Raw genomic sequence first — 21,804 nt, 5'->3', positions numbered from 1 at the left:
AAATTGATTACAAATAAATACGGCAGGCTTTTAGCCTGCCGTATTTTTCACATGTTGTTATTACATGTTTTTTTATTTAATCATGATTTTACGAGAGTATATTTTTCCTTCTTTTGTTGTAAGGATCATAATATAAACTCCTTCCGGTAGTGTAGATTCAAACGTTTTTGATTTTAGTTTTGAACGGTACACTTCTTTTCCTGATGTATTGATTAAAGCAACGTCAGATCCTTCGAAAGGTACATTTCCATCAAGGGTAACCTGACCATTCTTGCTGTATGCCATTAAGCTGATGTGTGGATCTTTGTACTGATAAGCGTAATAAATACGGAAACCTCCATTAAGGTTAAGCAATCCTGAGTTAAGGCTTATTTTCACACGGTCAAAAGGTTTGTTCATGGTAAGTTCAATAGCTCCTCTACTTGCATCCGTCCCACCAAGCTTAAGAACATCATCGAACATATTCATATAATCATTATTGGAAACATCCCCAAGAAATGTCTCTATAGATATTCCTCCTATGAGTTGTGCAGTAAGAATAGATTGATCTGTACCAACACCAATGACAAGTTTATTCGTATCAGCAAGGATATTGGACGTAGGGAAAATCAGAGTCTGTTCTGTTCTCCCTAATAATCCAATAGGAACAAGTAGGGTAGAGTAGTCGTTTTCGTTACTGCCTACTGCGTTTTCTGGATTTTGTACAAAACAGGCAACACAGATACCATATGCCCGGTTTGTTTGACTGCTTGCGTACACTTTGTTAAGTTGTGCAAAAGACATTGTGTTCATTAGGAACAATAAGGAAGCCAAGACTACTTTTTTCGTCATGCTTTGGCCTGCGAATAGATTTGTTTTCATATGTTAGAAATTAGTTTTTAGAATTTTAAAATTACAAAAAAAAAGGTTACGATAATGTATTTATTTCATATTTATGTGATTTAATAACGATTTTTAATTTTTTCTTAACTTAAGCAAGTCGTTGAAAATGAAGTAATCCCTTATCTATAAAGGGATGTCAAATATTGTATTATGTATTTTAATTCTACCTATAGTGTGAAAAATTCATTAAGAATTAACGATGGCTTAATGTATAATCTATTGAAAATGAGACTAAAAATAATCCCCCTTTACCATGTATAAAGGGGGATTACATTTGCCAAATTTATAATTATAATCAGTGTTTTTTTGTTCCTTTTATATTAGGCAAAAATGCGGTAATAATACCCATAAGAGGTAAGAAAGCACATATTTTAAATACATATTCTATGCTGGTGTCATCTGCTACCGCTCCCAAAACAGCAGATCCTATACCTCCCATTCCAAACATGAATCCGAAAAACAACCCGGCTACTAATCCGATTTTATCCGGCATAAGATCGGTAGCATAAACCAGAATAGCAGAGAAAGCAGATGCAATGATCAATCCGATAAGAATTGCAAAAATAACTGTCCACATCAAAGAAAGATAAGGAAGACAAAGCGTGAAAGGAGCAGCACCCAGGATAGAAATCCAGATTATTTTCTTTCTGCCGTATTTATCACCCAGTTTGCCACCAAGGATCGTTCCTACTGCAACTGCTGCAAGGAACATGAACAAATACAACTGGGAATCCTTTACTGAAATATGAAACTTATCAATAAGGAAAAATGTGAAGTAATTGGTCATTGATGCCAGATAGATGTATTTAGAAAATACAAGGGCCAGAAGGATAGTAATTGAGAATATTACTTTTTTTCTTGAAAGATCTATGTGTACGACCATATCTGAATGTTTTACTGTCTTTCTTATGGATAGCCTTTCCGCATACCAGTTTCCTATTCTCCATAAAACGATAATACCAATGAAAGCAGCTATAGCAAATAGTCCCACATAACCCTGGCCTAAGGGAAGGACTATAAGTGCAACTAATAAGGGACCGATTGCACTTCCCGAGTTTCCTCCCACCTGAAATATAGACTGGGCCAGCCCTTTCTGGCCACCGGAAGCCAGTTGGGCAACCCGTGAAGCCTCAGGATGAAAAACGGAAGATCCCATTCCGATGAGTGCAACTGAAATGAGAATAACATAGTACTCATGTGCTGCCGCAAGGAGTAATAATCCTGCCATGGAAAGCGCCATACCTATAGCCAGTGACCTTGGATTAGGTTTTTTATCTGTGTATATACCAACAAAGGGCTGTAGAATAGATGCGGTAAGCTGGAACACCAGGGTAATAATACCAATCTGGGAAAATGACAGCTTAAACTCTCCCTTTAGAATGGGATACAAGGAAGGAATTGTAGATTGGATCAGGTCATTTAAAAAATGAGAAAAGCTGATCATAAAGAGAATGGGATAAACAATCTTATGGGTGTCAATTGTTTTTGTCTGTACAGTGTTCATAGAATAATAGTTTTAATTCATCTTGTCATCTGATGAATTTTAAGTTGTTAATAGAAAGTCTTTTTTTATAATAGTTTGTGAATTATTTTTTCAGCAATAAGAGCCGCATTATCCGCATCTCTGTTCCTAATATATTCATAGAGTTCCGCATGCAATTTCTGTGAAATCCTGAATGCTTCAGTATTGTTTTTATGGCTGCTTTCAAAGACTCTGAGGACTTGTCTGCTCGCTATTTTATAAATTTCTTTCAGGAGTTTATTTCCACACGCTTCCGCTATGGATAAATGGAAATTGATATCAGCCTGGTAACATTCGAGTGCCATATTTTCTTCCGCAAACTTATTTCTCAGATCCAGATATTCTTTTATGGTTTTCAGTTGGGCTTCTGTATGATTGAGAGCTGCTTTTGCGGCAACTTTTGACTCCAGCAGGGATCGTACTTCTTCTACTTCTTCAATTTCTGCATTGCTCATCTGGATTTCCAGAGATTCCTGGACATTTTTTGAAACCACAAAGGTACCGACACCTTGCTGTACACTTAATACACCTTTAATGGATAGTATTTTAATAGCCTCGCGAATACTCGAGCGTCCGACACCATATACTTTCATCAGTTCCGGCTCCGTAGGTAGCTGATCACCGATTGAATAAGTCTCATTGAGTATTCCTTCTGTGAGTCTTTCTGCAACTTCCTGAGCTAATGTCTTTTTTTGGATCTGTGTCATATACATCTTATCATCTGATGACTGCAAAGGTAGGACTTATAGTATATATTGCAAAGAGATATATAAATAAATTTTTAAAAATCCCGTCTTTATGAATGAGAGAGACTATAAAACAAAAAGCTGCAAACATTGTTTGCAGCTTTTGTAGCCCGTAGGGGAATCGAACCCCTCTTACCAGAATGAAAATCTGAGGTCCTAACCGATAGACGAACGGGCCATCTACCATTACACTAAGATGTCTTAATGTGTTAGATTTTTTGTTTTTATAAGTTTACAACTCTTATTAGTAGCCCGTAGGGGAATCGAACCCCTCTTACCAGAATGAAAATCTGAGGTCCTAACCGATAGACGAACGGGCCAACTATCCGTATTACGCTAATTTATTAACGTGCTTAGTTAATTTACTTTTCAAGTTAGCAGCCTTGTTTTTGTGGATAATATTTTTCTTAGCTAATTTATCCAACAAAGAGATAACCTTTGGCAATTGCTCTGCAGCAGCAGCTTTGTCTTCTTCATTTCTCAAAACCTTCATTGCTGTTCTAGCAGTTTTGTGGTAGTATCTGTTACGAACTTTTCTAACTTCGTTTTGTCTAATTCTCTTTAATGCTGATTTATGATTTGCCATATCGTTCAAATGTGAGTGCAAAAGTAAAAACTTTTTTTTTATCTGCCAAATTTATTTTTAAATAATTTCAATTTTCTTCAGATAAATATTTTCTCAGTTTGTCTATTGCTTGTTCTATTTTAAAATTTTCTTGTTCCTTATCTATTTTCTTGATAATATTTCCCAACATTATCATTGCGTTGTTCCATTCTCCAGTAGTATTGGTGAAAGTTAGTCCATCTATAGTTACTTCAAAGGCTACCCTCTCTCCATACCTGTAAAGTCTGAAACTTATCTTGTCATCTCTGCCTATTATCCCATCTTCATTAACTTTCAAGTCGTAACTTTTTGGGTTAGAGTGGATCTTCTTAAAAAGCAATGTTGCTTCTTGAATTTTTAAATCCGGCATGATATCAAATTTGGTAGCCTATAGGGGAATCGAACCCCTGTTGCAAGAATGAAAATCTTGAGTCCTAACCACTAGACGAATAGGCCAAATTTTGAGGTTGCAAAAGTAATAATTAACTTCTTAACTTCAAAATTATTTTTTACACTATCTGTAAACTTTTTGTATGATAGTGTTCTTAATGCCCTTTGTCTCAAGCTCTTTCTGGATTTTCACAGCATCTTCCAATGTGTATACTTTTCCATAAGTGTAGTAGAAAACTCCACTTTCTTTATTCCTTTCCACGTCTTTCAGGGTCTGAAGAATAAATGAGTTACCGTTTAATTTATCTCCTACATATACCTCTATCGTATAGTATCCGGTACTTAGTTTTTGGTTAGGCATAAATCCTACGGCAAATGCATTTTTGAATCCGGCATCTTTGGCTGTTCTAAGGTTAATATCTTTTACGGAAGCCATATTCGTTACTCCATAATAATATTTGTACAGTCCGTTTTCTTTGATAGGAAGAATGTAATTCAATCCTTTCAGAGCAGGATCTCCATCATTGTATTTAGTAGGGGAGCTCATTAGCAGAATCCTGAAATCATTTTTTAATGCAACTTCTACAGGTTTTTCTGGCTCAGGCTTTTTGGTTGCGATCATAGAAGGACCTCCTGACTTTCTGTCAATTGCTTTTTTATAATCGATAATCGCCTGATAGATACTTTCTGCAATCTCTTCCTGTCCTCTGTCCGAGGCTAAATAGTGACTTTCTTCTGCATGATTGATAAATCCGGTCTCAATAAGTACGGAAGGCATTGCATTCATACGAAGAACGTGCAGGTTCTTTTGGAAAACACCTCTTGAAAATCTTTTGTCTTTATTTACAAAGTTATCTTCTACCAATCCACCGAATAATAAGCTAGATTCCAGGTATTTGCTTTGCTGAAGCTTTAATGCAATCAGAGATTCCGGAGAGCTGGCATCATAGGAACCAAAGGTCTGTCTGTCTTTTTCATCAAGAAAGATCACATCATTTTCCCTTTTGGCAACTTCCAGGTTGGTGTCATTTTGGTCGGGCCCTTGTACATAGGTTTCCGTTCCGTAAGCTGAAGATCTTTGTGCCGAGTTACAGTGTACTGAGATAAAAAGGTCAGCTTTGCTTCTGTTCGCGAGATTGGTTCTGTCGGAAAGAGAAGGATATTCGTCAAATTTGCGGGTATAGATTACTTTAAAGTCTTTATTTTTTTCAAGCATCCTTCCTAATTTTAGGACAACTGAAAGGGTTACATCTTTTTCAGCAAGAAGTCCAATATCACTATAAGTCCTCTTCGCCCCTGAATCACTGCCTCCATGTCCTGCATCTAAAACGATCGTAAATTTTTTTTGTGAAAAAATAAATTGGCTCAAAAGAATGAGGATAAATGATAAAATTATTTTAAATTTTTGTTTGTACATCTTACAGTTTTAAAAATTATATTAATTTTGAGCCTTAATTACATACAATAAAATTGGCCAAAACCGTCCTCAAAAATATATTACAAATTTTAATTATCCTAATTTTTAACAATTTTTTAGCACAGAAAACCCCTGAAAAATTGCCTAAAAATACGGTAATTAATGATACTATTTCCAAAAAGGATACCATTGTTGCAAAGAAGGAATCATTAGATGATGTCCTTATGACAAAAGCGGATAATATCCGGAGAGATTTCCCTAAAAAAATGATATACCTGAACCAAAAAGCTCAGGTAAAATATCAGGATATGCAGATTGATGCGGATTATATTTCTATTGATGAGCAGAAAAATCTGATCTATGCCCGTGGAAAGCAGGATTCTTTAGGAAAGAAGATTATAGAACCTGTACTTACTACCCAGGCCGGGAAAAAGTATGAAACGGATCAGTTCAATTATAATTATAAGACAAGACAGGCGATTGCCTATAATGCACGAACAGAAGAGAGTGAAGGGGTAATCATTGCCAATAAAACGAAAAAGTATAATGATTCTGTTTTTGCAATGAGACACGCATTATATACTACAGATGAGTATTTCCTGAAGAAAAAAGATACTGCTGCAGATTACCATTTGCTCGCTTCCAATATCAAACTGGTAAAAACCAAAGAAAAATCCCAGATTATTACAGGACCGATACAAATGTATATAGAGCAGGTGCCTACACCTCTAATTATGCCGTTTGCTATTTTACCGTTTTCCAGTAAAAGGTCTGCCGGTATCCTGATCCCCAGTTTCGGGGAAAGACAGGATGTGGGGTTTTTCCTGAATGGCATCGGATACTATCAGCCCATTGGAGACCATTTTGATATGAAAGTCCTTGCTGACATTTATACGAAAGGAAGCTGGAACGTGAGACCGGAAATGAACTATGTAAAGAAATACAGGTATTCGGGGAATTTCACTGCTGATATAGGAACGACCATCAGAGGAATTAAAGGATTGGATGATTATTCAAGAAGCAGTACATACAGGATTGCCTGGAGACATACGCAGGATACAAAAGCAAATCCGTTTCTTACATTTTCTGCATCGGTAGATATCGTAAGTAATAAATTCTATAATAATACCATCAACAATAACTATATATTCAATCAGAATGTATTGAATACCCAGCAGAACTCGACGGTTACCGTGACTAAAAGGTTCTTAAAACTTCCTGCTACTGTTACGGCAACGGCATCGTATTCACAGAACTTTGCTACCGGATTGGCAGATCTTCGTTTGCCGCAAATGAACGTTGCAATCAATCAGTTTTATTTATTTAAATCAAAAACAGGAGTAAGACAAGGTCTTCTGGAAAATATTACGGTAAATACCGGATTAAATTTAACAAACTTTGTGACAACAAACGAAGGGGAGCTATTTACTAAGGCTATGTGGGATAAGCTTCAAACAGGTCTTACGAATAATATTACTTTAGGGACGAATACCACCGTTGCTAAATATTTTACCTTCAGTTTAGGAACTACAATTAATAATGCCCTGACAACAAAGACCCTTACCAGATATTATGATCCTTTAAGCAACAATTCCAATAAAGTGGTAGACCAGGTGAATAAACAGATTGCAGGATATTCTTATTTTTCAAGTACAGCGAGTTTACAGACTACATTATACGGAATGCTTAATTTCAAAAAAGGATCTGCAATAGAAGCCATCAGGCATATGATGACCCCAAGTATCGGATTCACTTATTCTCCTGACTTCGGAAAACCTGGATTCGGGTACTATAAGAATTATTATGATGCCAACGGGGCTTTAACTCCTTATTCTATTTTTGACGGTGGGATTGTAGGATCGCCTACAAGTGGTATGCAAGGATCATTAGGTTTTAATATAGGGAATAACATTGAAATGAAGGTAAAGTCTAAGAAAGACTCTACAGGAGTGAAGAAAATAAAAATCTTCGAATCATTAAATCTTTCCGGAAGTTATAATTTTGCTGCTAAAGACCATCCATGGTCAATTTTCTCAATTAACGGACAATCTTCATTTTTTGAGAATAAATTAAGTGTTAATACCAACCTGTCATTAGATCCATATAAAATTCTTTTTGTTCCGGGATCAGATACTGGTATCAGGACTGAACGTTTTGGGGGATTTAGTGTACAGGGGTTCAATATTCAGGTGTCATATCCTTTAAGCAGTGAGATCTTTGGAGCTAAAACAGATTATGCTAAAAAATACCAGTCTAAAGGAGAAATAAGAAATGAAAATTATTATTTCGATGATGATCATTATGCTCATTTTGATCAGGCATGGACTTTGAATGTTAATGCAAACTACGCTTATTCCAAAAACTTATCCAGATTTGGGACGAAAATTGCTTCAGTAGGATTGGATGGAAGTATTAAGCTTACTCCTTATTGGAACATTAACGGGAGTACACACTACGATATGATCACCAAACAGCTGGCATATACAAGGATAGGGTTCTCCAGGGATCAGCGAAGTTTTACGATTAATTTTAACTGGGTTCCTTTCGGACAATATAAGGTATATGACTTTTTTATAGGGATAAAAGCTAATATTTTGAGTGATGCACTTAAATATAAGGATAGAAGTTTTACCCAACCGAATGCACCTTTCTAATATAAGGTGGAGTTTTGAGAATAAATTTTATATTTGCACCCAAAATAAATTTTGCTGAATCCATTAAAGTCCCGGAAGAGGGATAAAGCAAATGGTGATAGTATAGATAAAAAAATAAATATCCACATATGAAACAAATAATCAACACAGTTAATGCTCCTGCAGCAATCGGACCTTACTCACAAGCAAATATGGCTAACGGAGTTTTATATATTTCAGGTCAGATTCCTGTAGATCCTGCAACAGGTAAATTGGTAGAAGGAATTGAGAAAGAAACTCATCAGGTAATGAAAAACCTTGAGGCAATTCTTACTGAAGCGGGGATGACTTTTAAAAACGTTGTAAAAGCGACAATATTTCTTAAGAGTATGGATGATTTTGCTGTGATGAATGATATTTATGCATCTTATCTGGATGCAGAAAGCTATCCGGCTCGTGAAACGGTACAGGTTTCTTGCCTGCCTAAGAATGTTGATATTGAAATTTCGATGATTGCACATCAGGATTAATGAGCTTTATAAGAAATACATTTGCGGTGTTGGTAGGTCTTGGTATTGCAGGGCTTATTATTACTCTTGGTATAAGAGCTTTTCCGCAGTGGATTACTTTTGACGCTTTTGCCCCTTTTGAACACTGGCAAAGATTTCTGTACAGCATGAGAAATGACGGAGCCTTTTTTGGATTTCTGTTATTTATTTCCGGTTTGGGAACAACAATCGGAGGTGTGGCAACTGCGATTATTGTAAAATATGCTAAAGTAGCTTATGCTATTCTCATTGGCTTTATCATGCTGTTCATAGCAATGCTGGATGTTATTATATTTCCTTACCATCCTACATTTTATAAAATTTCCATATTTCTTACCTTTTTCCCTTTTTCCTGGATCGGAGGTAAGATTGTAGAAGTTATTTATGAAAGGAATAAGAAAAAGAGGATTGCTGATAAAATGAATAAAACAAAATAAAAAAAACGCTGCATTTGCAGCGTTTTTTTTATTTATAGTTTCTTTATTGATTAAGGCATTTTGAAACCTTTTGTATAGATTCTTCCATATTCATCCACAAACTTCACCTGAACATTTCCCTGATACTTGTCAAGGATCTTTTCAACATCTTTTTGTGAGTTTACCGGCTTACCATTGATCTCTATAATGATATAGTTATCTACAACTCCTATTTTAGCCATTTCGCTTCCTTCTGATACGTTCTTAGCGATAACACCACTGTTTAGTCCGTAGCTGGTTTTAAAGGAGTCACTTAATGGTTCAAATTCAGATCCTATTTTTTCTGTAACGCTAAGGTCAGCCTTAGTTCTCGTAGAAGTTCCTCCTTTCTGGTCTTTTAAAGTAACCGTAGTCACATTTTCTTTACCGTTTCTCAGATAAGTAACCTGAACTTTATCACCAGGACGTTTGCTTCCTACCGCCATAGAAAGATCTGCAAAGTCTGTAATTAATGTTCCGTCTATTTTAGTGATGATATCTCCGTTTTTGATTCCTGCATTTTCAGCACCACTGTTGTCCGTAACTTCTGTAACATAAACTCCGGAACCTACTTTAACGTTGGCTTTTTTCTGCTTGTTGTACATAGCAACCTGCTGATCATCTGAAAGGTCTAAAGAAGCAACTCCTAAGAATCCTCTCTGTACAATTCCAAACTTTTTAATGTCCTCAACAATTTTTCTTGCCAGGTTAGAAGGGATTGCAAATCCATATCCCTGATAATAACCTGTGGTAGATTGAATGGCCGAATTGATCCCGATCAGGTCGCCATTGGCATTTACAAGTGCTCCTCCTGAATTTCCAGGGTTAATAGCAGCATCTGTCTGGATAAAACTTTCAATCGGATTACTTGCTTTTCCTTGTGATCCAAGAATACCGATTCCTCTTCCTTTTGCGGAAATAATACCGGCAGTTACCGTAGAGTTCAACCCAAGCGGATTACCTACAGCAAGAACCCATTGCCCTACTTCAATGTTGTCTGAATTAGCAAAATTCAAATAGGGTAGTCCCTTTTCTTCTATCTTTAATAAGGAAATATCCGTATTAGGGTCGGTTCCTACTAATGTAGCGATATATGACTTTTTATTGCTTAAAACAACTTCCAGTTTATTAGCACCTGCTACTACATGGTTGTTTGAAATGATATACCCGTCCGGAGAAATGATAACTCCTGAACCCATCCCTGAAGGCATGTTGTCCGGAATCTGTTGTTGTTTCTGTCTTTGTTGTCCGCCTCTTCCTCCAAAAGGATCTCCGAAGAAGAAATCAAATAAATCCTGCTCCGATGCTCTGCTTGAAGTCCTGGTCTGGTAATTTTTAATGGTAACTACAGCAGGAACTGTTGTTTTTGCAGCTTTTACAAAATCATCTCCTGTAGCTGCCGTATTCATTCCAGCGAAAGAAGTATTGGCAGATTTAGTAAAATAAGATTGGTCTCCGTTGTTGGCATTGTGACCGAAATATTGTATCGTGCCAACGGTAGTAGCTCCTGAGATAACTCCTACTACAGCAAATGGTAATAGTTTTTTTAAAGTACTCTTCATTGTATATCTTCTTTTATTTTTTATTAATTAATTCTGGTTTTACAGTAAACAAATTTAATGCTAAATAGGTGTGCAATTAGTGCAATGTGTTTCAACTTTAACTAAAATTTAACAGGAATACGGTATTTTTATGGTATTACTGATAATTGATGAAATCTCAATTAACGAAACTTAAAAATTTATTAAAGACAATATGACATATAGATGGTTGTATTGTCACAAAGGTTAAATTATCTGTATTTTCATACAACAAATTACCATATTTATTAATCTTTTTCTTCAGCACCATTAAAGATAGTGTTTTAAACCGAGAATAGGGCTAATAGAAAAAATGATTATCTTTGCAAAAATTTTTCTCACTTAAAACGTTTATAGCATGCAACTGTACAACACCTTAAGCGCAGAAGAAAGAGCTCAACTTATTGATGAAGCCGGTAAGGAACGTCTTACATTGTCTTTCTATGCGTATGCCAAAATTGAAGATCCCAAAAAATTTCGCGACGAATTATTTATAGCCTGGAATGCACTTGATGCTTTAGGGCGTATCTATGTTGCTCACGAAGGAATCAATGCTCAGATGAGCGTTCCTGCAGATCAGTTTGAGGCTTTCCGCGATACACTGGAGGTGTATGAATTTATGAAAGGAATTCGTTTGAACGTAGCTGTTGAGCAAGACAATCATTCTTTTTTAAAATTAACAATAAAGGTCAGACATAAAATCGTTGCCGATGGATTAAATGATGATACTTTTGACGTTACCAATAAAGGGGTTCACTTAAAAGCTCAGGAATTTAATAATATGCTTGAGGATCCTAACACCATTGTGGTTGATTTTAGGAACCATTATGAAAGTGAAGTCGGTCATTTTGAAGGGGCTATTACACCTGATGTGGAAAACTTCAGAGAAAGTTTACCGATTATCAACGAGCAATTACAGGATTTTAAAGAAGACAAAAATCTGTTGATGTATTGTACCGGCGGGATCCGTTGTGAAAAAGCCAGTGCTTATTTTAAACATCAGGGCTTTAAAAACGTGTTCCAGCTAGAAGGTGGAATTATTGAATATACCCGCCAGATAAAAGAGGAAGGAATACAGAGTAAATTCATAGGTAAGAACTTTGTATTTGACCACCGTTTAGGCGAAAGAATTACAGATGATATCATTTCACAGTGCCACCAATGTGGAAAGCCTTGTGACAATCATACCAATTGTTCCAATGATGCGTGTCATCTACTCTTTATCCAATGTGATGAATGTAAAGCGGCAATGGAAAACTGCTGCTCTACAGAGTGTTTGGATATCATACATTTGCCAATGGAAGAACAGGTGAAATTAAGGAAAGGATTACAGGTAGGAAACAAAGTTTTCAGAAAAGGTAAATCCGATGCTTTGAAATTTAAGAATTCCGGTGATTTACCTGCTAAACCTTTAGCAAAAGCCGAAACCAAAGATATCCGCAAAAAAATAGCGGTTAAAAAAGTATTGATTGGGAAAGCAGAACATTATTATTCAAAATCAAAGATCGGACAATTCCTGATTGAAAATAAAGAACTTACCGTGGGTGACAAAGTATTGATTTCAGGACCCACAACAGGTGAAAAGGAATTGACCATTACTGAGATTTATGTGAATGGAAGCTCAAGTGAAACGGCAAAAAAAGGAGATCAGGTTACTTTTGAAATTCCTTTTAGAATTCGTTTGTCAGATAAATTATATAAGATCGGACAACCTTCGGAAGGAGTATAACAAGAAGAGAAGTACAAATGCTAAAGTCCGAACTTAGAAAAGAATATATGCAAAAAAGAAAAACCTTGTCATCTGATGAGGTTTTCTTGTTATCTGAAGCAATTTTCAAAAATTTTGTTAATTTTTTTAAGCCATTCCCAGGTCAGAAGGTGCATATTTTTCTTCCTATTGCAAAGTTTAATGAGATCAATACTCAGATTTTTGTTGAGTATTTCTTAAACAGTGGCATTCGTGTTTTCGTCCCGAAAGTTGTTGATCAGAAGCTTATTTCAATTGAAATATGTAAAGACTCCCTGTTTGAAACCAGTTCCTGGGGGATTTCAGAGCCTGTTTCCAATCAGGATTCCGGCATAAAGGAATTTGATCTAGTAATAACCCCTGTTCTCTACTGCGATGGTTTAGGAAATAGGGTAGGATATGGAAAAGGTTTTTATGACAGCTTTTTTCAGGAACTTTACGGAAAACCAAAAAAAATCGGGGTGAATTACTTCAATCCCGATGAGATTATAGATGATATCTGGGAAAATGATGTTCCTTTAGATTATTTGGTTACTCCTACTGAGGTACTGTCTTTCTTTACAGGAGAGGAATAGAATTTTAAAAAGTAAAATTTGAATTCTTTTTTGAATTTTATTGGTTTTGACATAAGGGTGTATTGAGCGTTTTTCTCAAAAGTTCCAAGCGATCTGTTCTTATCGTCGAAATACTCTACATTGAATTTTGCATAATCCAAAGTATCTTTTTTATAAAAGTCCTTATGTACTTCCAGGTTATTTACTTTCACGGATTTCACCTTTAAGCTGTCTAGTTCCCTGAAAAGATTTTTGAAGGTAAGGCTGTCCGGTTTGTGAAAATAGCTTTCCATCTGGGAGTAAATTACCGTATCAATTTCCGTATTTCTTTTTCCTGACAGGTATAATGTAGATAAGTCTAAAAGCTCCTGCACTTTCTGCTTGGTAATAGAATTAATAGCCTGCATACTGTCCATCTGAACTGCCGGATAGGTTTTTGTATTATTGCTGTTCCTCAATTTATCCAGATCACTTACCTCGCTTTTTTTATTATTACAGGAAATAAAAGCTGTTATCAGTAATAAGGCAATTAAAAATTTATTTATTCTTTTCATCAGTATTTGCAATTTTAAATTTAATAGATATTATTTTACCCTTATCATCCTTTTTCATCTCAATCACCTTTAAATTTTTCAGGGATGTTGTAGGAGTCGTCACAAGGGTAATATATTTTTGTTTGTCTAAAGTTTCTATACCATACGTATCGTTGTCATATACCTGATAAATTACGGCACTGTTGCTGATTAAATTTTCTAACTGTTTTCTTTTTTGTTTGATCAGTGCAAATTGTTCTTCCGGATTTCCTCCCTTTACATCTTTGATAGAGAAGTAATAAGCCGCCATTTTATAATCATCCGGCTTCATTTCGATCATTTCCTCCTCAGGGGCGTTCTCCAGGCTTCTGTTAACAGTTAGAGGTTCGTAGAAGGGTGCCGTGATCTGCATTTTCAGAATTTTATCCTTCGTAGAATACCTGAAACATTCTCCCGGGTTAATTTTAAAAAGGATTGGGGATTCGTTTTCTTTAAATACTTTTATTTCTAAGGTATTGATTACTGCAACCCCTCTGTCTGCATCTGTGAAACAGTATTTATACTCTTTAGAGAAAATTTCATCCTTAAAACCTAAAACTCCGGTAATGATAATTAAAATGGAGGTTATCATGGCCCAGGCATTCCTTTTCATGAACTTTTTTTCCGGTTCAGGGGAAACTGTATCGGATAAAGTGTTGAAATTTTGATTTTGGTTAACTATTTGATTTTCAGTATTTGATTTTTGTAAATCAATATTTTCTTGCCCTTTTATAGGTGTTTTTTGTGGCTGATCATCATTTTTTGGCGTTGAAGGTAGCTGATTGATCGTTTCTTCCAATTCCTGCAGTTCTTCATCACTGAGATCTTTCTCATCCTGTAATAATTCTCCTGCAAAAAGATGTTGCTTTTTAAACTCGTACCATGAGTCGTATCCCGCATAAATACTCAATAAATTGAGCATGTCTATCCTAGGCAATTTTGTTACCGGTGAGTTCTTGAAATAGGTGTAAAATGATTTTTCGCTGATGTTTCCCTTCGCCTTTTTCCGAAGATCCTCCTGAAAATAGATAATATCAATCCCCTTCCATTTAGAAATATCATCATAGGAAGGAGTGTATTCTTCTAAATATTGAGCCTGTACATCCCTTTTCAGCTGCTCAAAGTGTAATAGATCTAAATCTGTCAAGTTTATATAAAGTGATTAAGTTATTGATTATCAGTTGTACTTATTTGTAAAATTGTTTTACAAAGGTATTACAATTATTTTTCATAGACAAACTTTCTATCTGCTCTACCTTTGTCTTGTTCAAATAACAGAACGAAAGAAAATTTTATAAAACAATATTAACAAAATTAAATTTAATTTATTATGAAAAAGTCGTTATTCGTAGCTGCTATCGCTGCAATCTCTCTAGTTGCTTGTAAAAAAACTGAAGCTACTTCTACTGAAGGTGCTGCTGATTCTGCTGCTGTTGCTGCTACTGATTCTGCTGCTGTTGTAGCTGATTCTGCTGCTCAAGTTGTTGATTCTGCTGCTACTGCTACTGTAGACGCTGCTAAAGGTGCTGCTGCTGCAACTACTGCTGCTGCTGCTGACGCTGCTAAAGGAGCTGCTGCTGGAGCTGCTGATGCTGCTAAAGGTGCTGCTGATGCTGCTAAAGATGCAACTAAAGAAGCTGCTAAAGAAGTTAAAGACGCTGCTAAGAAATAATTCTAGTACGTTACTAAATAAAAGAACCGTTTCGCTCAGCGAAGCGGTTTTTTTATGCTTTATAGTTTTTTTGAGTCTTTTTCTGTTTTAAAGATTCATAGCAGGTGATAGCTACTGCATTACTCAGATTTAAAGAATCAATACTTCCTGTCATAGGAATCAAAGTATTTTTACCCTTCCCAATCCAGAAATCACTTAATCCCGAATGCTCGGTTCCGAATAAGATTGCAGACTTTTGGGTCAGATCCCTTTTGTAGAGATCTTCAGAGTCTTTGTCCATAATGGTTGTATAAATACCGAACTGATTCTTTTTCAGAAAATCAAGGGTTTCTTCATTCCCGGCCTGGAATACTTCCATTCCGAAAAGACATCCGACACTTGATCGGATCACATTAGGATTATAGAAATCAGCTTTTGCATCTGTAATAATCAGTGCATCTATTCCAAAGGCCTCGCAACTTCTTAAAATAGCACCAAGGTTTCCTGGTTTTTCAATTCCTTCAACAATAATTACAGTTGCATCCTTTTTAGGTTTAAAAGAGGAAAGGTCAGCTTCTTTGGCTTTATAAATTCCAATGATCCCTTCCGAAGTGCCTCTATATGCAATTTTTTCATATACTTTTTCACTGACATAAAATACCTTCCCAAGAGGAGTTTCTCCTTTGAAAATTTTTTCGCAGATATAAAATTCGACCGGTTCAAAATCAAATTTCTGAGCCCTTTCATTTTCCTGTTGGCCTTCTACTACAAAGATTTTAGATTTTTTACGAAATCTGTTATCTGTAAGAAGCTTAGTAATATTCTTGATTTTATCGTTTTGAAAACTTTCTATTAACATGCTACAAAATTATGGAAATTTATTGATCGGTTTTTGTTTCCTAAGAACTGAAAAAAGATGAGAAAGAGAAATATTAAAATTTAGTAGCTGTATTTAGAAAAGCTTACCATGTTTTCCTTTATTAGATGAGTTTAAAAGAATACTGCTTCCAACTACCATACACAAACAGCTGGTAACCCACAGGTAATATCCTGCACCAAAAGAAATGATGGCAGACTCGTTACCTGCTTCATCAATAATTATCGTTTTTGATGAAAAATAAAATAATGACAGACAGAAAGCGATCAGACTGGAAATAACAGATACTTTAACCTGTTTTAAAAGTAGGGCAAGCCAGGAAATGAATAATAAAGGATTGGCTAGCCAGGCAATGTTATTTTCTAGCTCAAGCCATCCTAAAAGAAAGCAGTTAGAAGCATCGGTTTCACGCCCTTGCGTGTAAACAGCTACTTGTGTTAAAGAAATCAAGAATATAACAAGGCTTATTGCAAAAATAATTTGTGTTTTTTTCATTTGATCATTATTCTATGCTGGTTATATTTTCACTATTATCAATAAGGCTTTGAGGAAGCTCTTTTTTATTTTTTATTCCCAGGGATTTAAGTTTTTGTGTTTGGATAATCAGGTTGTCATTACCTGTTGATAACTGCTTATAGGCATCATTGTAAACATTTTTCGCCTGATCCAGATTCTTACCTACTTTTTCCAGGTTTTCAACAAAGCCAACAAATTTATCATACAATTTAGCTCCTCTATCCGCAATCTCCATAGAATTTCTGTTCTGATATTCTCGTTTCCAGAGATCTGCAATGAGTTTTAAGGAAGTAATCAGGTTGCTTGGATTTAAAAGCAGGATCCTTTTGTCATAAGCAAAATTCCATAAATTCTGATCGGCCTGCATTGCTGCAATATAGGCCGGTTCACTTGGAATGAACATCATCACAAAATCTAAAGATTTGCCATAATCATCATAAGCCTTCTGACTTAATTGAGAGATATGATTTTTTACGGACGATAGATGCTGATTTAATTTCATGGCGTAGATTTCAGGATCAGTTTCGTCTACTAATTCTGTAAAGGCAGTTAGGGAAACCTTGGAGTCCACAATAACATTTCTTTCATCAGGATACTTTACGACCGCATCCGGGCGCATTTTTTTTCTTGAAAACTCTGAGAATAATGCCTTGTTATCCTCATCTCGCAGTTCATGCTCTAGAAAATATTCCCTTCCTTTAACCAGGCCTGATTTTTCAAGAATGCTTTCAAGAATCATTTCTCCCCAGTTTCCCTGTGTTTTACTTTCTCCTTTTAAGGCCCGGGTTAGTTTTTTTGCATCTTCGGAAATCTGCTGATTGAGCTCTGCCAGTTCTTTTACTTTTTCAGCCAGTGAAAAACGCTCCTTATTTTCTTTTTCATAAGCTTCATTTACCCTGTTTTTCAAATCAGTGATCTTTTCCTGAAAAGGCTCAAGAATAGTTTTAAGGTTATTTTGATTCAGAGTAGTAAATTTTTCAGCTTTTTCCTCGAGGATTTTATTGGCTAAATTTTCAAACTGAACCTTTGAATCTTCCTGTATCTTAATAATTTCTTCTTTCTGGGTTTGAAGTGATTTCTGTAAATTTTCATTCACTGCCGAAAGTTCAGAGTTACGCGCATATAAATGCTGCTTTTCCGTAAGAAGGCTTTCAAGCTGCGAGGCTTGTTTGGAAATAATTTGTTTCTGTTCCTGAAACTGACTATTTAAAGATGAATATTCCGCGGAAATTTTTGCATATTCATTTTTAAGATCATTGAGAAGATCTGATTGTTGCTGGTTCTGATCTTTTTCATGATTGATGTCCTGATATAATTCCTGGATTTTTTGATTGATATTTTCCAGATCAGAATTCTTTCTTATATATAAATTGTTTATCTCGTCATAAGAAGCCCTTGAAACCATTGAAGATTTCAGCATAAAATATAAAATAACGGCACCTAATAAGGCACCGGTTATAAAACCTACGATTAAATATGTCATCTCCATTCTTCAAAATTATGAAAAAACGCTGGAAGCTGGAAGTGAGATCAGGAACCTGTTGTTTTCCGTTAAATAGTTTAAGTTTTTTAAATAGATAAAAATAAAATACTTATTGACTTTTTTGTAAGATTTCAATTGCTCCCAGCTTTCTTTCCACAATCTCCTTTCTGAATAAGAATACTTATATTTATAGGAAATTTAAGTGTTTATGAACATTTTGTTAGTAGAGGATGATGAGCGAATCAGTAAATTTCTTGTCAAAGGCTTGGGCGAGGCCGGATATCAAATGGTTCTCGCAGATTCCGGAGAGAAAGCCCGTGATCTAATCAGTACCTATGACTTTGATATTATTCTCATGGATATTATGTTGCCAGGGCTGGATGGAATGCAGCTGACGCAGATCATCCGCTTCAAAAAAAATTATACTCCGATTTTGGTTCTTAGCGCTCTGAATAGTCCTGATGATAAAATAAAAATGCTTGATCTGGGAGCCGATGATTATTTATCAAAGCCATTCCATTTTGAAGAATTGATTTCGAGAATCAAAGCATTGACCAGAAGAAATAAATTAAGCTATCAGGAAGGATCACAGCTTTTACGTTGTGGTAATCTTACAATTGATACAGATCTCCACAAAGTGGTTCAGGATAATAAAGAAATTGAACTTTCCCCTACAGAATATAAACTTTTGACTTTCCTTTTAGAAAATAAAAACAAAGTTCTGAGCAGGACTCAGATCTTACATAATGTATGGGGAATTGATTTTGACAGTACAACGAATGTTGTTGATGTGTACATTTCTTATGTGCGGAATAAAATTGATGAAACGGATCAAAAGATTATCCATACAATTAAAGGAACAGGATATCTGATTAAAGATTAAAGATGACGTTAAGAAACAGGTTTACCATAATTTCGAGTCTTTCATTCGGTATTGTTACCATCATCGCTTTTGCGGTGGTGTTTTTTGCTTATTATGACAGTACCAGAATCTCTTATTTTGAAAGATTAAGAAATACGGCCCTTATTTCTGCCATTTATTATCTGGAAAAAGATGAATTGCCAAAAAGCAGGCATGCCCAGATAAAAACGGAATACAATCATTTGATAGAGAATAAAAAAGTAGCCGTTTACAATAAATACAATGAAGTCACTTTTGGGCAGAACCTGAATGATAAGAATATCAAAGCACTTCATCTGAAGTCTGCAAGAAATAATAAGATGGTACAGTTTATGGCCGGGAATAATTTTTATTACGGCATATTCTATCCGGATAATCAGGGTGATTTTGTCGTTTTTGTCAAAGCCCCGAATGATTCTTTTAAATCACAAATGGTAAGGCTTTCCATAATTATGCTGGCAGTACTGATTTTAGGATTACTTGCTATTTATTTCCTTAGCAGGTATCTTTCCAAAATCGTGTATAAACCTCTATCCAATGTTGTGGATAGGATCAATAATGTAGATTATACCAATATTTCCAGCGCAATTACATCTACCCATACTCATGATGAAATAGATGACCTGATCAAGTCCTATAACAAATTGTTTGGACGAATTTCTGAAAGTATTTTGCTTCAGCAGAATTTTATCAACTATGTGTCTCATGAATTTAAAACACCATTAGCCGCTATCTCGGGCAATCTTGAGGTTTTTGCTCAAAAGGACCGGACGCCTGAAGAATATCGAAAAGTGGTCAAAGAATCATTGGATAACGTATATGAAATTGAAAGTATCCTTAATAACCTGCTGCTGATGTCAGGTCTTACCAAGCTTGAAAGTTCTCACCAGCAGGTAAGAATTGATGAGCTGATCTGGAAGATATATGAAAAGCTGAATCCTAAAGCCCAGGAAAATAATTCTTCTATTAAAATCAATCTTCAGGTAAACACTCCGGATTTACTGGAATTTCCGGGTAATGAAACTTTGCTTTATCTGGCATTGTACAATATTGTTGAAAATGCTATTAAATATTCCGGGCATCATTCTGTAGAGATTGTGTTGTCTGAAGAAAAGGATAGGCATTTATTGATTGAAGTTAAGGACCAGGGCAGAGGTATTTCGGAGGATGATCTTCAAAAGATCACGGAAACTTTTTATCGCGGAAAAAATGTAGATAATATAAAAGGAAGTGGCATTGGCCTATCCTTATCTAAAAGCATATTCGATCATCATCATATTCAGATGAAAATTAATTCTGTTGTGGGCTCAGGAACCCAGATCTCGCTCATATTTCCGGTTACAAAATAGTTTTCTAATCGAATTCTAATTTTGGACTAACCGAATCTTAATGGTATTTGGAATTGGCTTTAATGTTTACAAAATAGCTTTGTGGTCTTAAACAGAAGACCTTGAAGAAAATCATTTTTACACTATTCTATATTCATTTTTTCGGGTTCTTTTCGGCACAAATTGCGGACACGTTGCAGATTGGAAGAAAAGAAGCGGAAACATTATTTCTTGCGAATAACCTTGATATTATTGCGCAAAAACTGGAAATTTCCCAGGCGGAAGCCCGTGTCGTTCAGGCGAAATTCTGGCCTAATCCTAAGCTGACTGTCAATGAAGTTAATCTTTGGCGTACTTACGATATCGAACAGCAGCCGGCTTTAATAGGGAATTGGGGAAAGAATACCCAATTCTCTGCTGAGATAGAGCAGGTGATCCAGACTGTAAGAAAAAGGAGGAAAAATATAGAACTACAGAAAATTGAAGTAGATGGAGAAAAGTATGAATTGCAGGAAGTATTGCGTGAGCTGAAAAAGTTATTGCGGAACACTCTGACAGAGGTTATCTACAATCAGGAACAGCAGAAACTGTATCGCGGTCAGATTTCCTCTATTGAAAAACTAACAAAATCCTATCAGAATCAGTTAAACCTTGGAAACATAAGCAAATCCGAATATGTGAGGCTGAAGGCCCAGGAAATTGAATTCAAAAAGAAATTAATTTCATTACAACAGGAAATTGCGGAACAACAGGTCGAGTTGAAAGCTTTACTCATCCTTCCGGCTACATCTTATCTTGTTATTACAGATCATTTGTCAATTCCTGAAAAGGAACTTTCTGAGTTGGAATTACCCAACTGGCTGAATATTGCCAAAGAAAATCGTCCGGACATCCAGATTACAAAAAATAAAGAGAAATACGCACAAAAAAATCTTGAATTACAACGAGCTCTCAGAACTCCTGACATAGCGCTCTCCGTGGGATATGACCGGGGTGGAAATATAATGAAGGATTTTGTAGGGTTGGGTATTTCATTTGATCTTCCGGTTTTCGACAGAAATAAAGGAAATATCCAGGAGGCTAAACTGGAGGTTACCAAATCCAATTTTGAGACCCGCAAAAACATCCTTAAATCGGAAAATGAAATCGTTTCCGTATTTCAGAATTATACCCGAACGCAAAAGATTTCTGAGGAACTCGATGGATCGTATGAAAGTACTTTGGATGGTTTATTGGCCAGTCATGAGAAAAACTTCAGACTGAGAAATATAAGCATGCTGGAATATATGGATTTCCTGGAAACCTACATCGGAAATAAAATGATCATACTCGATACGAAAAAAGAACTTAATCAATATTATGAAAACCTGCAGTACGTTGTAGGGCAAGACTTATAAA

21 protein-coding genes and 3 tRNA genes are annotated in these 21,804 nt (G+C 35.7%); 9 read left to right on the top strand and 15 right to left on the bottom strand.

The window, feature by feature from the left end; translation table 11 throughout:
* Window positions 1–72: 72 nt before the first annotated feature.
* The 9 genes from AAEU33_RS03060 to AAEU33_RS03020 all read right to left on the bottom strand — a co-directional run bounded on the left by AAEU33_RS03060 (window position 73) and on the right by AAEU33_RS03020 (window position 5,561).
* Window positions 73–861, bottom strand: coding sequence for a T9SS type A sorting domain-containing protein (locus AAEU33_RS03060; protein ID WP_345990888.1), 789 nt, complete (start codon window positions 859–861; stop codon window positions 73–75).
* A 316-nt stretch (window positions 862–1,177) separates the two neighbouring features.
* Window positions 1,178–2,386 (bottom strand): MFS transporter, encoded by a 1,209-nt coding sequence (locus tag AAEU33_RS03055; protein WP_345990887.1) that lies wholly within the window; start codon window positions 2,384–2,386, stop codon window positions 1,178–1,180.
* A 65-nt stretch (window positions 2,387–2,451) separates the two neighbouring features.
* Complete coding sequence (locus AAEU33_RS03050) at window positions 2,452–3,111, bottom strand: FadR/GntR family transcriptional regulator (protein ID WP_273650526.1); 660 nt, start codon at window positions 3,109–3,111, stop codon at window positions 2,452–2,454.
* A 145-nt stretch (window positions 3,112–3,256) separates the two neighbouring features.
* Window positions 3,257–3,328: transfer RNA gene (locus tag AAEU33_RS03045), tRNA-Glu, on the bottom strand.
* 70 nt (window positions 3,329–3,398) lie between these two features.
* A tRNA-Glu gene (locus AAEU33_RS03040) sits at window positions 3,399–3,470 on the bottom strand.
* Between the two features lie 11 nt (window positions 3,471–3,481).
* Window positions 3,482–3,736, bottom strand: a complete 255-nt coding sequence (rpsT, locus tag AAEU33_RS03035; protein WP_273650527.1) for a 30S ribosomal protein S20 — start codon at window positions 3,734–3,736, stop codon at window positions 3,482–3,484.
* Between the two features lie 67 nt (window positions 3,737–3,803).
* Complete coding sequence (locus tag AAEU33_RS03030) at window positions 3,804–4,124, bottom strand: hypothetical protein (RefSeq protein WP_172284615.1); 321 nt, start codon at window positions 4,122–4,124, stop codon at window positions 3,804–3,806.
* 11 nt (window positions 4,125–4,135) lie between these two features.
* Window positions 4,136–4,210: transfer RNA gene (locus AAEU33_RS03025), tRNA-Glu, on the bottom strand.
* Between the two features lie 58 nt (window positions 4,211–4,268).
* Window positions 4,269–5,561, bottom strand: coding sequence for an N-acetylmuramoyl-L-alanine amidase (locus AAEU33_RS03020; protein ID WP_172284613.1), 1,293 nt, complete (start codon window positions 5,559–5,561; stop codon window positions 4,269–4,271).
* 53 nt (window positions 5,562–5,614) lie between these two features.
* On the opposite strand from AAEU33_RS03020, the gene AAEU33_RS03015 reads away from it, so the two are divergent.
* The 3 genes from AAEU33_RS03015 (at window position 5,615) to AAEU33_RS03005 (ending at window position 9,179) form a co-directional block, all read left to right on the top strand.
* Window positions 5,615–8,215 carry a putative LPS assembly protein LptD gene (locus AAEU33_RS03015; RefSeq protein ID WP_345990886.1) on the top strand — a complete coding sequence of 867 codons (2,601 nt, stop codon included), beginning with the start codon at window positions 5,615–5,617 and terminating at the stop codon, window positions 8,213–8,215.
* A gap of 128 nt (window positions 8,216–8,343) precedes the next feature.
* On the top strand, window positions 8,344–8,724 hold the full coding sequence (locus AAEU33_RS03010; protein ID WP_045491236.1) for a RidA family protein: 381 nt from the start codon (window positions 8,344–8,346) through the stop codon (window positions 8,722–8,724).
* Window positions 8,724–9,179, top strand: coding sequence for a hypothetical protein (locus AAEU33_RS03005; protein WP_172284609.1), 456 nt, complete (start codon window positions 8,724–8,726; stop codon window positions 9,177–9,179). The genes AAEU33_RS03010 and AAEU33_RS03005 overlap by 1 nt, the downstream gene beginning before the upstream one ends.
* Before the next feature lie 50 nt (window positions 9,180–9,229).
* On the opposite strand, the gene AAEU33_RS03000 is transcribed toward AAEU33_RS03005, so the two are convergent.
* Window positions 9,230–10,759, bottom strand: a complete 1,530-nt coding sequence (locus tag AAEU33_RS03000) for a trypsin-like peptidase domain-containing protein (protein WP_172284607.1) — start codon at window positions 10,757–10,759, stop codon at window positions 9,230–9,232.
* Window positions 10,760–11,135: 376 nt separating this feature from the next.
* Between AAEU33_RS03000 and AAEU33_RS02995 the strand changes: the two genes are divergently transcribed.
* Together AAEU33_RS02995 and AAEU33_RS02990 are read left to right on the top strand one after the other, a co-directional pair.
* Window positions 11,136–12,506 carry a rhodanese-related sulfurtransferase gene (locus tag AAEU33_RS02995; protein WP_345990885.1) on the top strand — a complete coding sequence of 457 codons (1,371 nt, stop codon included), beginning with the start codon at window positions 11,136–11,138 and terminating at the stop codon, window positions 12,504–12,506.
* Window positions 12,507–12,553: 47 nt separating this feature from the next.
* Complete coding sequence (locus tag AAEU33_RS02990) at window positions 12,554–13,099, top strand: 5-formyltetrahydrofolate cyclo-ligase (RefSeq protein WP_345990884.1); 546 nt, start codon at window positions 12,554–12,556, stop codon at window positions 13,097–13,099.
* Here the strand turns inward: AAEU33_RS02990 and AAEU33_RS02985 are convergent.
* Together AAEU33_RS02985 and AAEU33_RS02980 are read right to left on the bottom strand one after the other, a co-directional pair.
* Window positions 13,048–13,632 (bottom strand): hypothetical protein, encoded by a 585-nt coding sequence (locus tag AAEU33_RS02985; RefSeq protein WP_172284601.1) that lies wholly within the window; start codon window positions 13,630–13,632, stop codon window positions 13,048–13,050. The two genes, AAEU33_RS02990 and AAEU33_RS02985, sit on opposite strands and share 52 nt — an antisense overlap.
* On the bottom strand, window positions 13,616–14,797 hold the full coding sequence (locus AAEU33_RS02980; RefSeq protein WP_345990883.1) for a hypothetical protein: 1,182 nt from the start codon (window positions 14,795–14,797) through the stop codon (window positions 13,616–13,618). Before AAEU33_RS02980 ends, AAEU33_RS02985 begins: the two co-directional genes overlap by 17 nt.
* A gap of 183 nt (window positions 14,798–14,980) precedes the next feature.
* Between AAEU33_RS02980 and AAEU33_RS02975 the strand changes: the two genes are divergently transcribed.
* A complete protein-coding gene (locus tag AAEU33_RS02975) occupies window positions 14,981–15,322 on the top strand; it encodes a hypothetical protein (RefSeq protein ID WP_172284597.1) in 342 nt (113 codons plus the stop codon).
* A gap of 52 nt (window positions 15,323–15,374) precedes the next feature.
* On the opposite strand, the gene AAEU33_RS02970 is transcribed toward AAEU33_RS02975, so the two are convergent.
* The 3 genes from AAEU33_RS02970 to rmuC all read right to left on the bottom strand — a co-directional run bounded on the left by AAEU33_RS02970 (window position 15,375) and on the right by rmuC (window position 18,177).
* Entirely contained in the window at window positions 15,375–16,160 is a 786-nt protein-coding gene (locus AAEU33_RS02970) for a TrmH family RNA methyltransferase (protein WP_345990882.1), read from the bottom strand.
* Between the two features lie 93 nt (window positions 16,161–16,253).
* On the bottom strand, window positions 16,254–16,673 hold the full coding sequence (locus AAEU33_RS02965; protein ID WP_306613500.1) for a hypothetical protein: 420 nt from the start codon (window positions 16,671–16,673) through the stop codon (window positions 16,254–16,256).
* Between the two features lie 7 nt (window positions 16,674–16,680).
* Complete coding sequence (rmuC, locus tag AAEU33_RS02960) at window positions 16,681–18,177, bottom strand: DNA recombination protein RmuC (RefSeq protein WP_345990881.1); 1,497 nt, start codon at window positions 18,175–18,177, stop codon at window positions 16,681–16,683.
* A gap of 208 nt (window positions 18,178–18,385) precedes the next feature.
* Here rmuC and AAEU33_RS02955 point away from each other — a divergent pair, with 208 nt between their 5' ends.
* The 3 genes from AAEU33_RS02955 (at window position 18,386) to AAEU33_RS02945 (ending at window position 21,803) form a co-directional block, all read left to right on the top strand.
* Entirely contained in the window at window positions 18,386–19,060 is a 675-nt protein-coding gene (locus AAEU33_RS02955; RefSeq protein WP_172284590.1) for a response regulator transcription factor, read from the top strand.
* Between the two features lie 2 nt (window positions 19,061–19,062).
* Window positions 19,063–20,427 (top strand): HAMP domain-containing sensor histidine kinase, encoded by a 1,365-nt coding sequence (locus AAEU33_RS02950; RefSeq protein ID WP_345990880.1) that lies wholly within the window; start codon window positions 19,063–19,065, stop codon window positions 20,425–20,427.
* Window positions 20,428–20,528: 101 nt separating this feature from the next.
* Window positions 20,529–21,803 carry a TolC family protein gene (locus tag AAEU33_RS02945; RefSeq protein ID WP_345990879.1) on the top strand — a complete coding sequence of 425 codons (1,275 nt, stop codon included), beginning with the start codon at window positions 20,529–20,531 and terminating at the stop codon, window positions 21,801–21,803.
* The last annotated feature ends 1 nt before the right edge of the window (window position 21,804 follow it).

This window comes from Chryseobacterium sp. Chry.R1 (assembly GCF_039645525.1).
Taxonomy (GTDB): Bacteria; Bacteroidota; Bacteroidia; order Flavobacteriales; family Weeksellaceae; genus Chryseobacterium; species Chryseobacterium proteolyticum.
Note: the sequence above shows the minus strand (reverse complement) of the source record. Positions and strands in the feature narration are given on the sequence as shown.